The organism is Curtobacterium sp. MCJR17_020, from assembly GCF_003234365.2.
GTDB lineage: Bacteria > Actinomycetota > Actinomycetes > Actinomycetales > Microbacteriaceae > Curtobacterium.
In genome coordinates this window covers 3,399,237-3,411,245 of record NZ_CP126260.1, presented here as the reverse complement: position 1 = coordinate 3,411,245, position 12,009 = coordinate 3,399,237, and the positions used below count along the sequence as shown (strand labels likewise).

The following is a 12,009-nucleotide window of genomic DNA, read 5'->3' as shown; positions in this document are numbered from 1 at the left end:
CGGGTCGCCTCGGGCCCTCCGGTGCGGTGGCGGTTCGGGCCGCCGCCGCACCGGACATCCGCACCGCCACGAGTCAGTGAGGACCACCGTGCACGATCACGACACCCACCCGCTCGACCGTCGAGTCGGCCCGCCGCACGTCGAGCGGTTCCGGCTGACGCAGAGCGCCGAGACGCTCGGCGTCGTCTGCACCTGCGCCATCGGAGTCGACCACGACAACACGATCCGGCCGCTGCACGCAGAACCCGCCCGCTGAACCCCGTGCACACCGGCGGGTGCAGCGGGATACTGGGGTGGTGCGTGAACTCCAAGCCGCCATCGCCGCGGACCTCAACGTCCAGCCGACCATCGAGCCGGAGCAGGAGATCGCCCGCCGTGTCGGGTTCCTCCGTGACTACCTGCTCACGACCGGCGCGAAGGGCTTCCTGCTCGCGATCAGTGGCGGCCAGGACTCCACGCTCGCCGGGCGCCTGACCCAGCTCGCGGTCGAGTCCCTCCGCGCCGAGGGGCACCCCGCCGAGTTCACGACCGTCCGCATGCCCTACCGCGTGCAGGCCGACGAGGACGACGCCCAGCTCGCCCTGCAGTTCATCGCAGCCGACCCGGGCATCACCGTCAACATCGAGCACGGCGTCGACGGTGTCATGCAGGACACCGCTGCTTCCGGCGCCGAGCTGAGCGACTTCGTGAAGGGCAACGTCAAGGCCCGGATGCGCATGGTCGCCCAGTACGCCGTCGCCGGCCAGCGCGGGCTGCTCGTCGTCGGGACCGACCACGCGGCCGAGGCGGTCACCGGCTTCTTCACGAAGTACGGCGACGGCGGCGTCGACCTGACGCCGCTCACCGGCCTGTCGAAGAGCCAGGGGCGGCAGCTGCTCGAGCACCTCGGGGCGCCCGCCCGCCTGTACGAGAAGGCCCCCACTGCAGACCTGCTCGACGAGACGCCCGGCCAGACCGACGAAGCGAACCTCGGGCTGTCCTACGCCGAGATCGACGCCTACCTGCAGGGGCACGACGTGCCGCTCGAGGTCGCCGAGGCGATCGAGGCGCGGTACCGCGCGACCGAGCACAAGCGCCAGGTGCCGGCGACGCCGTTCGACGACTGGTGGCGTGCGGGCGCGTAGGCGCTGACGCGACCATCGACAGGAGGCGCGCTGCAGGTGATCCTGCCGCGCCTCCTGTCCGTCCGCGCGGTCTCCTAGGATGGGAGCCGACGGAACAACAGATGCGGAATCCAGGCTGGCGCCTGGACCGGAGGGGGAGTCATGGAAGTCCTGTTCGCGCTCGGAGCCATCCCGCTGATCATCGTGGGGATCATCGTCCTCGCCGTGATCGCGCTGATCTACGCGAAGGTCGTGTACCGCAACGCCGGCGCCGACGAAGCGCTCATCATCACCGGCAAGCGCTCACGCAAGGTCAAGAACGACGACGGCACCGAGACCGTCGAGTCCGGCATCAAGGTCGTGCTCGGCGCCGGCGTCCTCGTCCGGCCGTTCTTCGAGAAGGTCGCGAAGCTCTCGCTCAGCTCGCGGGCGATCGACATCAACGTCAACGCGCAGGACTCCCGCGGCGTGACGATCGACGTCGAAGCGGTCGCGCTCGTCAAGGTCGGCGAGACCGACGCGTCGATCCGGGCGGCCGCGCAGCGGTTCCTCGGGCAGGAGAAGAAGATCGACGACTTCGCGCGCGAGGTCCTGTCGGGTTCACTCCGCGCGTCGATCGGTGCGACCGACGTGTCCACGATCATCCGCAACCGCGACCAGCTCACCGTCGCGGTGCTCGACGTGGCGAAGGAAGCCCTGCACAGCCAGGGCCTCGACGTCGACTCCTTCGAGATCAAGGGCATCTCGGACCGCAACGAGTACATCAGCGACCTCGGTCGTGCCGAGCGCGCCCGGGTCCGGCTCGAGGCGGAGAACGCCGAGGCGCAGGCCGACCGCGAAGCACGAGAGGCCCGTGCCACCGCCGACCAGGCCATCGCCGAAGCCGAGAACACCCTGGCGATCCGCCGTGCCGCGCTGCAGCTCGACGCCGACCGGGCATCGGCCGAGGCCGCAGCCGCCGGTCCGCTCGCCCAGGCCCGTGCGGCGCAGGGCGTCGTCGAGCAGGAGCAGATCACCGCGCAGAAGCGTGCCGAGCTACGCCGTGCCGAGCTCGAGTCCGAGGTCTCCGCCGTCGCCGAGGCGCAGGCGCGCAAGACCCGTGTCGAGGCCGAAGCGGCTGCCGGAGCCCAGGTCGAGACGGCCCGCGCCCAGGCCGAGGCCCGTCGCATCTCCGCCGAGGCGATCGCAGCCGAGGCGAAGGCCGAGTCCGAGGCGCGCAAGCTGGCCGCCGATGCCTCCCGTGCCGAAGGTGAGGCAGCGGCCGACGCGATCCGCGCCAAGGGTCAGGCCGAGGCGGACGCCACGAAGGCCCAGGCCGACGCACTCGCGCAGCACTCCGAAGCCGTCCTGCGCGTCAAGGCCATCGAGACCCTGCCGAGCATCGCCCGCGAGCTCGCCGCGCCGATGGGCAACATCGACAAGCTGACCGTGGTGTCCTCCGACGGCGCCGGTGCCCTGTCGAAGAGCATCGTGAGCCAGTTCAGCGAGGTCGACGCCCTGCTCGGGACGACCGCCGGGTTCACCCTGAGCGACATCGTCAAGAGTGCGACGACGGGGCAGGCTGCCGCACGGGCCGTCGTGCGCGAGCAGTCCACCGGTGCCGTGGAGCCGATCGAGTAGTCGTCAGCGGCAGCGCGCAGCGGGCGTGGCGAGGATCAGTCCTCGTCGCGCCCGTTCTCGTCCCGGCGCTCGCGCTGCTGGCCACCGGCGTCCTCACGCTGACCGCCGTTGCGCGGGTCGGCGTCGCGCGGGTCCTCGCCGCCGGCGGCGTCGCGCTGGTCGGCGAGCCGCTGCTGCCACACGACGCTGCGGGCCGCGCCCTCGAGGATGTCGTCGACGCTCCGTCCGGTCTGCGCCGCGAGCGCACCGCTGAGTCCGGCGGTGAGGGTCCCACCGGCGGATGCGAGTCGTTCGACCACCTGTTCCTGGCGTGGGGTCAGGGGCTCGTCGACCATCTCGTCGATGGTGTCGCGGATGTTCTGCTCGCTCGCGTCCAGTGCCGCCTCGTCACCGGAGTGCAGCGCTGCTGCCTCTCCGACGACGACGAGACCGAGGCGCGCGGCGTCGTCTTCGGGACGCGGAGTGCGGTGCTCATCAGTCATGCGGGGGACCGTACGCTCCGTGGTGCCGCGCTTGCTGGACAGACGGGGTACCCGACGCCTGTCGTTCGTCGTCAGTGCGGTGTCGTGTCCCACCTGCGGAGCAACCACTCCGCCGCGGCCAGACCCTCGCGCCGTTGGAAGTCACGGATGGTCGGCATGTTCGGCGGTGCCGGCGGCAGCGCGTGCTCGAAGAACAGACCGGCGAGACCGGCGAGCACGGCGTCGACGGTGGTGGCAGGCACACCGGCGAACACCGCGTGGGTGGCGAGGTGGTGCTCGACGTCGCTGTCCTCGCCGCGGACGAGCGTGTCGTTCAGGTAGGTCAGCGGGTCGAGCCAGTGCGCGCCGATGCTCGCCCACGGCCAGTCCACGACCCAGACGACACCGGAGTCGTCGACGAGCAGGTTGTCGGCACGGCAGTCGGCGTGCACGAGGTGCTCGCCGTCGACGAGGGTCGCTGCCCGGGCGGCGGCGCTGGCGAACGCGGGGCCGGCGGCGAGCACGTGCGCCGGCACGACCTCGGCGACCCGATCGGCAAGGGTGGGGTCGCCGAGCATCCGGTCCCAGGCGCCGAACTCGTGTCGCAGGTCGTCGGCGATCCGGGGGAGCGTGCCGAGGTCGCCGGTGGCCGCCGGCAGGGTGTCCAGCGCATCGAGCACCGCCGCGGTGTCGGAGCCGTTGAGCGATTCCCCGGGGTGCCTGCCGGCGACGTCCTCGAGGACGAGGACGACCCACTCGTCGCCGTCCACGGTGGCGTCGAAGGCGTCCAGCAGGGGCGGCGCTTGCACGGTCGACGGCAGCTGCGCCACCACCCGGGCTTCCCGGCGGTGCAGGTCGAAGGCATCGGCGTTCCGCGATCGCGAGACCGTCTTGACGAACGCCCGTCGCCCCGTCGCCGTGGCCACTCGGTCGGCACTCCCCGGCGACCACCCGGCCTCCTGTGACTCGGTGGTCGTCGCCGTTCCGCCGAGGGTCTGCTCCACCCGTTCGCGCAGGATCGCCGGCACGTCCGTCCACGCAGTTCTCCCCATGGCCGACGACGCTACCTGAGAAGCCGTTCACGAACGTGCACGGACGGCAAGTTTGCGCTGGCGGCAAAGGTGCTCGTGATGTAAAGTTGCAGCGTCTGCAAGGTTGACCCGCCGTTCGACGGCCCGCCACGCACGCTCCGGCGTCCCTTGCCCGCACGACGACCACCACGCACCCCTGAAGGACCCCCATGTCTACTGCCACCGCACCCGTCGAGGTGTCGCGCGGACGACACGACTCCCCGGCCAGCACGCCGGGCAAGCCGATCATGTCGCACCGTCAGATCCTGCTCGTCATCTACGGCCTCATGGCCGGCATGTTCCTGTCGTCGCTCGACCAGACGATCGTCGGCACCGCGATCCGCACCATCGGCGACGACCTGCACGGTCTCGACCAGCAGGCGTGGGTCACGACCGCGTACCTGATCGCGTCGACCATCACGACGCCGATCTACGGCAAGCTCTCCGACGTCTTCGGCCGCCGGCCGCTCTACATCTTCGGCATCGCGGTCTTCATCCTCGGCTCGCTGCTCTCGACGATGTCGACCTCGATGATCATGCTCGCCGCGTTCCGTGCCTTCCAGGGCCTCGGTGCCGGTGCGCTGATGTCGCTGCCGCTCGCGATCATGGGTGACATCCTCGCCCCGCGTGAGCGTGCCAAGTACCAGGGCTACTTCCTGGCCGTCTTCGGCATCTCGTCCGTCATCGGCCCGCTCATCGGTGGCCTGTTCGCCGGCGCGAGCACGATCCTCGGTGTCACCGGATGGCGCTGGGTCTTCCTGATCAACGTGCCGATCGGCGTCGCGGCGCTCCTGATGGTCATCGCCTTCCTGCACCTGCCGAAGTTCGGTGACGCCAAGGCGAAGCCGCGCATCGACTGGTGGGGTGCCACCTCGGTCATCGCGACGCTCGTCCCGCTCCTGCTCGTGGCCGAGCAGGGCCGCACCTGGGGTTGGGGATCGGCCGGCGCCATCGCCTGCTACGTGATCGGCGCGCTCGGACTCGTCGCCTTCCTGGTGATCGAGACCCTGATGAAGGACGACGCGATCATCCCGCTCAAGCTCTTCCGTTCGGGCACCTTCTCGATGGCCACGATCCTCGGGTTCCTGGTCGGCTTCGCGATGTTCGGCGCCATGCTGACCATCCCGCTGTACCTGCAGATCGTCACGGGGCTGACCCCGACGGAGTCCGGCTTCGCGACCCTGCCGATGATCGGTGGTCTGATGATCGCCTCGATCGCGTCGGGGCAGATCGTGGCCCGCACCGGTCGCTACCGGATCTTCCCGGTGATCGGCACGGCCCTGGTCTCGGTCGGCTACGTCGTCCTGACGTTCATGACGATCGACAAGCCGCTCTGGTTCCTGATGATCGGCATGTTCCTGATCGGCCTCGGCCTCGGGCAGCTCATGCAGAGCATCACCCTCGCCTCGCAGAACTCCGTGCAGCCGCGGGACATGGGTGTGGCGACGTCGTCCGCCACGTTCTTCCGCCAGATCGGTGGAACGCTCGGTACGGCGGTGCTGCTCAGCGTCCTGTTCTCGATCATGCCGGCGAACATCCTGCACGCCACCGCGGACCAGGAGAACCTGTCCGGTGCGCTCGACGCCGCCCTGAACCCGACCGTGGCCACGGCGAAGGCGAACGCGGGGGTCATGGAGCAGATCTGGAACCCGATCGTCACCCCGGTCAAGTCGCAGGTGCAGTCCGGCCTCGACCAGGCCACGGCGCAGGTCACCACGGCGACGGCCGGTGCGCCGGAGGCCGTGCAGCAGCAGGCCCTCACCGCCGCAGCCGACAAGGCGCACGCCAGCGTGCAGGACGGCAAGCTCGTGGTCGACTGGTCGGACGCCTCACAGCGCTCGTACTGGGTCGGTGAGCTCGCCCCCGAACTGTCGAAGCAGATCGACAAGGGGGCCGGCGACGGCAGCAGCTCGAGCAGCGAGACGAGCGACACGTCCTACCTCAACGGTGCGACCCCGGCACTGACCAAGCCGTTCATGACCGGCTTCAACGCGTCGGCCGTGACCGTCTACTGGGTCGGCTTCGCCGTGATCCTGCTGGCGTTCATCCTCAGCTGGTTCTTCAAGGCGCCGCCGCTCCGCAAGAGCTCGGCCCTGCAGGAGCAGGCCGACCAGGCCGGCACCGCCGACGACCTCGAGGTGCAGGCCGTCAAGGCGGCCGACACGATGGGGTCGCCCACGGCACCCGTCACCGGATCGATCCCCGTGCAGCGGGACCGCGCGTAGGACCGGCCACCGGGGCCTCTCGTCACCAGACGGGAGGCCCCGACCCGCACCAGGAGCAGCAGTGAGCACGATCGAATCGCACCCGGCAGGCGACAGCGGCCTGCGGGAACGCAAGAAGCAGCAGACCCGGCACGCGATCCACCAGGCCGCGCTGGCGCTGGTCTCCGACCGGGGCCTGGCCGGCGTCACGGTCGAGGAGATCTGCGCCGGCGCCGGCGTCTCGCCCCGCACCTTCTTCAACTACTTCCCGTCGAAGGGCGACGCAGCACTCGGACTCCCCGAGAGCTCGGTGCCCGAGGCGGCACGGCAGGCGTTCCTGACCGCCGAGGGCCCGCTCGTGTCGGACCTCTGCGACCTCGTCGCCCGGACGGTGACACTGCCCGCGGACCGCCGCCGCATGAAGGAACTCGTGCAGGCGCGACCGGAGATGGTGCCCGCGATGCTGCAGTGGATGGCGCGTGCCCGGCTCGCCGTGTTCACGGTCGCCGCCGAGCGCACCGACGTCGACTCCGCACGGACCGCGGTGACACTCGTCATGGCGGCGCTCATCGAGTCGGCACATCGCTTCGCCGACGGCTCGCGCGATGAGCTGGCGGACCGCCTCCGCGGCGTGGTGGCCGAGATGGGCCGGCTCGCCTCCGCCTGAGACGCGTGGCGGCGCCCCGAGTCTCGCGCTGAGCGACACCTCACGGGCCGCGGAGCGCGAGAACTGTCGCTGACCCCGAGACTCGCCTCGAGCGGTGGCCCGGTCGCAATCTGTGCAGCCATCCGACGACTCGGCCCCGTTCGAGACCTGAACGTGACGAAGAGTTCTCTTGACGCGCGAGACATCCGATGTTTTGATTGCCTCGTTCGGTCGACGGAGACCGGACGGCAGGAGACACGAATGAGCCGCATCACCGGTCTGCACGTGCGCGACATCCGCTTCCCGACCTCTCGGGAGCACGACGGATCCGACGCCATGAACCCCGCGCCCGACTACTCCGCCGCGTACGTCGAGATCACGACCGACGCCCTGGACGGACACGTCGGCACGGGCTTCGTGTTCACGATCGGCCGCGGCAACGAGGTGCAGGAAGCCGCGATCGCCGCCCTGCGCGGGCACGTCGTCGGCGCCGACGCCGAAGCGGTCCTCGCCGACATGGGCGGCACCTGGCGCGCGATGGTCCACGACTCGCAGCTGCGCTGGCTCGGCCCGGAGAAGGGCGTCATGCACATGGCGATCGGCGCCGTGGTGAACGCGCTCTGGGACCTCCGAGCCAAGCGCGCGGGACAGCCGCTGTGGGCGCTGCTGGCGGACCTGAGTCCCGAGGAGCTCGTCGACCTGGTGGACTTCCGGTACCTCACCGACGCGATCACCGCGGACGAGGCGCTCGAGCTGTTCCGGGCCGCCGAACCGCACCGTGCGACCCGTCGGGCCCGGCTCGAAGCGCAGGGCTACCAGGCGTACACGACCACCCCGGGCTGGCTCGGCTACGACGACGAGAAGCTCGCCCGGCTCTGCCGCGAGGCCGTCGACGAGGGCTTCGAGCAGATCAAGCTCAAGGTCGGCGGCGACGTCGACGAAGACGTCCGACGGATGGGCATCGCCCGCGCCACGGTCGGCCCCGACATCCGGATCGCGGTCGACGCCAACCAGCGGTGGGACGTCGACGAGGCCGTCCGCTGGATCGAACGGCTGAGCCCGTTCGACCTCGCCTGGGTCGAGGAACCCACGAGCCCCGACGACGTCCTCGGGCACGCCGAGATCGCCCGGCGCATCGCCCCGATCCCGGTCGCGACCGGCGAGCACATGGCCAACCGGGTGATCGCGAAGCAGCTCATCCAGGCCCGGTCGATGTCGGTGCTGCAGATCGACGCCACCCGGGTCGCGGGGGTCAACGAGAACCTCGCGATCCTGCTGCTCGCCGCGAAGCACGGCGTCCGGGTGTGCCCGCACGCCGGCGGGGTCGGCCTGTGCGAAGCGGTGCAGCACCTGTCGATGTTCGACGCCGTCGCGCTGACCGGCGACCTCGACACCCGGTGCATCGAGTTCGTCGACCACCTGCACGAGCACTTCGTGACCCCGGTGGACGTCCACGGCGGCCGCTACTGGCCGCCGACCGCTCCGGGAGCCGGCACCGAGATGCTCGCCGACTCCCTCGACGCCTACGCGTTCCCGGACGGCCCGGCCTGGGCCGTCGTCGACGCGGAGACGGTCCCCGACGCGGTCCGCGTCGCCTGATCCAGCAAGCCAGCAATCCACCCCACACACCCCATCACCACGACGAAGTGGAGACTCCGATGCAACGACGACGCATCATCACCGGGCTCGCGGCAGCAGCTGCCGCGGCCCTCGTGCTCACCGGCTGTTCCTCCGGCAGCAGTGCCGGTGGAAGCCAGTCGAAGGACGCCCTGACCTGGTCCATGTGGATCGCCGGGAAGGAGGACAAAGCCGCCTGGCAGAAGGTCGCCGACACCGTGAAGAGCGAGGACGACATCACCCTGACGATCCAGGGCGCGCCGTTCGAGAACTACTTCACGAAGCTCAGCACGCAGTTGAGCGCGGGCGGCGCCCAGTGCGTCGTGAGCATGCAGTCGCTCCGCACCGCGAACTACACGTCGTCGCTGCTGCCGCTCGACGACCTCGCGAAGCAGGACGGCACCGACCTGTCCGCGTTCGACAGCACCGCGCTCGACGGCATGAAGGTCGACGGGAAGCTCTACGGCCTGCCCTACGACACCGGGCCCATCATGATGTTCTACAACAAGGACGTCTTCACGAAGGCCGGCGTGGCCGAGCCGAAGCCGGGATGGACCGTCGACGACTTCGAGGCGGCGGGCGCCGCGCTCAAGGCGAAGGGCGTCACCATGTTCGGTTCGACGGTGGGCGACCTCAACCTCGAGTCGATGGTCTACGGCTACAACGGTGGCCGGGTGATCACGTCCGACGGCGAGCTCGACGCGTCGAACGCGAAGTTCGCGGACGGCCTCGACTGGCTCTCGACACTGGTGGAGAAGGGCTACGCGACGCAGGCGTCGTCGGACGCGTCGACGCCGGGCAACGACTTCGCCGCCGGCAAGGTCGCGATGTACACCGACGGTCCGTGGTCGCTCATCAGCCAGAAGGCCAAGGTGAAGTTCGACCTCGGGGTCACGACGCTCCCCGCGGGGACGTCCGGCCCGTCGACCTTCGCCGCCGGCTCCGGCTTCGGTGTCTCGAAGCAGTGCAAGTACCCGGAGCAGGCGTTCAAGGCCGTCCAGACGATGACCAGCGAGAAGGTCCTGACGTCGCTCGCCGAAGCGGGACGAGCCTTCCCCGGCCGCACCGCTGCCCAGTCGGCGTGGTACTCGAGCGCCGGCATCGACGGCGCCGAGGCCGCGCTCAAGGCGGGACTCGCGAAGTCCTCGCCGCTCCTCGGGAACAAGCAGAGCGACCAGCTCTCCCAGCTGTTCACGCAGTACGCCCTGCAGGCGGTGAACGGGCAGACCTCCGGCAAGGAGACGATGTCCTCCATCGCCGGCCAGCTCGGCACGCAGTGACCAGCTGAACCAGTGATCGCCACGGGAGGCCCGTTGCGGCCCCGCCACGGGCCTCCCGTCCGATCCATCCCCTGTTCAGGACCGCGCGAACGACGAGGAGGTCGTCGCATGACCACCATCCAGGACCCACCGGCCGAAGCGGCCGTCCCCGCGGTCGCGACCGCGATCGCGGTCGGAGCCGCCACCCCGCGGCGGAAGGACAGCGAGGACACGAGCGCGCTCGGGCGCCGCTCCTGGTGGGGCGCCGCGTTCGCGGCACCGCACTCGATCGGACTCGTCGTCTTCACGGCGTTCCCGATCGTCGCCTCACTCGTCGTCAGCTTCATGAACTGGCCCATGCTCGGCGAGCGCAGCTGGGCCGGCATCGAGAACTACACCCGGCTCTTCGCCGACCCGGTCTTCCGCACCGTCGCCCTCAACACGGCGCTGTTCGTGGTGCTCTACGTGCCCCTCAACCTGGTCGTGTCGCTCGGGCTCGCCGCCTGGCTGACGCCGCGGATCGCCGGCCGGCACGTCTTCCGCGTCCTGTTCTTCATCCCGACCATCACGCCGATCGTCGCGAACGTCGTGGTGTGGCGGATGCTGTACCAGCCCGGTGGGGCGATCGACGCGTCACTGCAGTCCACCGTGGGCGTGCACGCGCCGAACTTCCTCGCCGACGAGCACTGGGCGATGCTCGCCATCGTCGCGATGAGCGTGTGGCAGGGCTTCGGCTACAACATGCTGATCTTCTCGGCGGCGCTCGACGCCGTGCCGGAGAACCAGATCGAGGCCTCGCAGCTCGACGGCGCGAACGCCTGGCAGACCTTCTGGGCCATCAAGTTCCCGCTCATCTCGCCGTCTGTGTTCTTCGCGACGATGATGACGCTGATCACCTCGTTCCAGGTGTTCGTGCAGCCGTTCGTCCTCACCAAGGGCGGCCCGGGCACCGCGACGGAGACCCTCGTGCAGTACATCTACAACACCGGCTTCCAGAACCAGCAGCTCGGTCTTGCCTCGGCCGGCGCCTGGGTGCTGTTCGTCATCATCCTCGGGATCACAGCTGTCCAGTTCCTCGGGCAGAAGCGGTGGGTGCACTATGAGTGAAGCGGTCCGCGGGCACGTCGCTGCCACGACGTCGAACCGAACGGTCAACCCCCGTGCCGTCGCCAGGACGAAGTCCGCGCCACGACCGGGGCGGGTCCGGCACGCGATCGGGTACGCCCTGCTCTGCCTCGTCACACTCCTGTTCGTCTCGCCGCTCATCTACATGGTCGCGACGAGCCTCAAGCCCGCCGACCAGGTGTTCACCACCCCGCCGACGCTCTGGGGTCGCTCGCTCGAGTGGGACAACTACGTGCAGGCGTTCACCTACCTGCCGTTCGCCCGCTTCATCCTCAACGGCGTGTTCGTCGCTGCGGTCGGGACGGCCATCAACGTCGCCGTGGCCGTGCTCTCCGGGTACGCGTTCTCACGGTTGCGCTGGCGCGGCCGGAACACGGTGTTCCTGCTGTTCCTCGTCACGCTGATGATCCCGCAGGACGTCCTCGTCATCCCGATGTACGTGATGATGCAGGGCTTCGGCTGGGTCGACACGTTCCAGGCGCTCATCATCCCGTGGGCGTTCACGGCCCTCGGCGCGTTCCTGGTCCGGCAGTTCTTCCTGACCGTGCCGCAGGAACTCGACGACGCCGCCCGGGTCGACGGAGCCGGTGCGATCCGGACCTTCTTCTCGGTGATGATGCCGCTCGCCCGACCGACCATGGCCGTCCTCGCGGTGTTCTCGTTCATCTCGTACTGGAACTCGTTCCTCTGGCCCCTCGTCATCGTCAACGACGTCGAGGCCCGGGGCACCATCCCACTCGGCCTGCAGCAGTTCTTCGGCCAGCAGGGCTCCGAGTGGAACCTCGTGATGGCGGCGTCGGTGATCTCGATGCTGCCCACCGTGATCCTGCTCGTCCTGTTGCAGAAGCACCTCGTCAAGGGCATCGTCACCAGCGGCCTCGGCGGCCGGTGACACCCCTCCCCC

The 12,009-nt window shown here is 69.8% G+C and carries 11 protein-coding genes; 9 read left to right on the top strand and 2 right to left on the bottom strand.

Annotated features, from left to right (window positions below; translation table 11 throughout):
- The first annotated feature begins 88 nt into the window (after nt 1-88).
- The 3 genes from DEJ14_RS16240 (at nt 89) to DEJ14_RS16230 (ending at nt 2,723) form a co-directional block, all read left to right on the top strand.
- A complete protein-coding gene (locus DEJ14_RS16240) occupies nt 89-256 on the top strand; it encodes a hypothetical protein (protein ID WP_181437621.1) in 168 nt (55 codons plus the stop codon).
- Nucleotides 257-296: 40 nt separating this feature from the next.
- Nucleotides 297-1,124, top strand: coding sequence for an NAD(+) synthase (nadE, locus tag DEJ14_RS16235; RefSeq protein ID WP_111086342.1), 828 nt, complete (start codon nt 297-299; stop codon nt 1,122-1,124).
- Between the two features lie 141 nt (nt 1,125-1,265).
- Nucleotides 1,266-2,723, top strand: a complete 1,458-nt coding sequence (locus DEJ14_RS16230; protein ID WP_111086336.1) for an SPFH domain-containing protein — start codon at nt 1,266-1,268, stop codon at nt 2,721-2,723.
- 35 nt (nt 2,724-2,758) lie between these two features.
- Here DEJ14_RS16230 and DEJ14_RS16225 read toward each other — a convergent pair whose 3' ends face one another.
- Both DEJ14_RS16225 and DEJ14_RS16220 read right to left on the bottom strand, forming a co-directional pair.
- A complete protein-coding gene (locus DEJ14_RS16225; RefSeq protein WP_111086335.1) occupies nt 2,759-3,205 on the bottom strand; it encodes a hypothetical protein in 447 nt (148 codons plus the stop codon).
- Between the two features lie 71 nt (nt 3,206-3,276).
- Nucleotides 3,277-4,236: a phosphotransferase gene (locus DEJ14_RS16220; RefSeq protein ID WP_111086334.1), complete on the bottom strand. Its 960-nt coding sequence runs from the start codon at nt 4,234-4,236 to the stop codon at nt 3,277-3,279.
- Nucleotides 4,237-4,424: 188 nt separating this feature from the next.
- Between DEJ14_RS16220 and DEJ14_RS16215 the strand changes: the two genes are divergently transcribed.
- From DEJ14_RS16215 to DEJ14_RS16190, 6 genes are all read left to right on the top strand, one after another.
- Nucleotides 4,425-6,479, top strand: coding sequence for an MDR family MFS transporter (locus DEJ14_RS16215; protein ID WP_111086333.1), 2,055 nt, complete (start codon nt 4,425-4,427; stop codon nt 6,477-6,479).
- Nucleotides 6,480-6,540: 61 nt separating this feature from the next.
- Nucleotides 6,541-7,125 carry a TetR/AcrR family transcriptional regulator gene (locus DEJ14_RS16210; protein ID WP_111086332.1) on the top strand — a complete coding sequence of 195 codons (585 nt, stop codon included), beginning with the start codon at nt 6,541-6,543 and terminating at the stop codon, nt 7,123-7,125.
- Between the two features lie 240 nt (nt 7,126-7,365).
- Complete coding sequence (locus tag DEJ14_RS16205) at nt 7,366-8,703, top strand: enolase C-terminal domain-like protein (RefSeq protein WP_111086331.1); 1,338 nt, start codon at nt 7,366-7,368, stop codon at nt 8,701-8,703.
- A 59-nt stretch (nt 8,704-8,762) separates the two neighbouring features.
- On the top strand, nt 8,763-10,001 hold the full coding sequence (locus DEJ14_RS16200; protein ID WP_235035775.1) for an ABC transporter substrate-binding protein: 1,239 nt from the start codon (nt 8,763-8,765) through the stop codon (nt 9,999-10,001).
- A 108-nt stretch (nt 10,002-10,109) separates the two neighbouring features.
- Entirely contained in the window at nt 10,110-11,087 is a 978-nt protein-coding gene (locus DEJ14_RS16195) for a carbohydrate ABC transporter permease (protein ID WP_111086329.1), read from the top strand.
- Nucleotides 11,080-11,997, top strand: a complete 918-nt coding sequence (locus tag DEJ14_RS16190) for a carbohydrate ABC transporter permease (RefSeq protein ID WP_111086328.1) — start codon at nt 11,080-11,082, stop codon at nt 11,995-11,997. Before DEJ14_RS16195 ends, DEJ14_RS16190 begins: the two co-directional genes overlap by 8 nt.
- The last annotated feature ends 12 nt before the right edge of the window (nt 11,998-12,009 follow it).

Excerpts from the sequence above, each read along its gene's own strand:
- DEJ14_RS16230 (WP_111086336.1), top strand. The coding sequence starts at position 1,266 with ATGGAAGTCCTGTTCGCGCTCGGAGCCATCCCGCTGATCATCGTGGGG.
- DEJ14_RS16225 (WP_111086335.1), bottom strand. The coding sequence starts at position 3,205 with ATGACTGATGAGCACCGCACTCCGCGTCCCGAAGACGACGCCGCGCGC.
- DEJ14_RS16220 (WP_111086334.1), bottom strand. The coding sequence starts at position 4,236 with ATGGGGAGAACTGCGTGGACGGACGTGCCGGCGATCCTGCGCGAACGG.
- DEJ14_RS16215 (WP_111086333.1), top strand. The coding sequence starts at position 4,425 with ATGTCTACTGCCACCGCACCCGTCGAGGTGTCGCGCGGACGACACGAC.
- DEJ14_RS16205 (WP_111086331.1), top strand. The coding sequence starts at position 7,366 with ATGAGCCGCATCACCGGTCTGCACGTGCGCGACATCCGCTTCCCGACC.
- DEJ14_RS16200 (WP_235035775.1), top strand. The coding sequence starts at position 8,763 with ATGCAACGACGACGCATCATCACCGGGCTCGCGGCAGCAGCTGCCGCG.
- DEJ14_RS16195 (WP_111086329.1), top strand. The coding sequence starts at position 10,110 with ATGACCACCATCCAGGACCCACCGGCCGAAGCGGCCGTCCCCGCGGTC.
- DEJ14_RS16190 (WP_111086328.1), top strand. The coding sequence starts at position 11,080 with ATGAGTGAAGCGGTCCGCGGGCACGTCGCTGCCACGACGTCGAACCGA.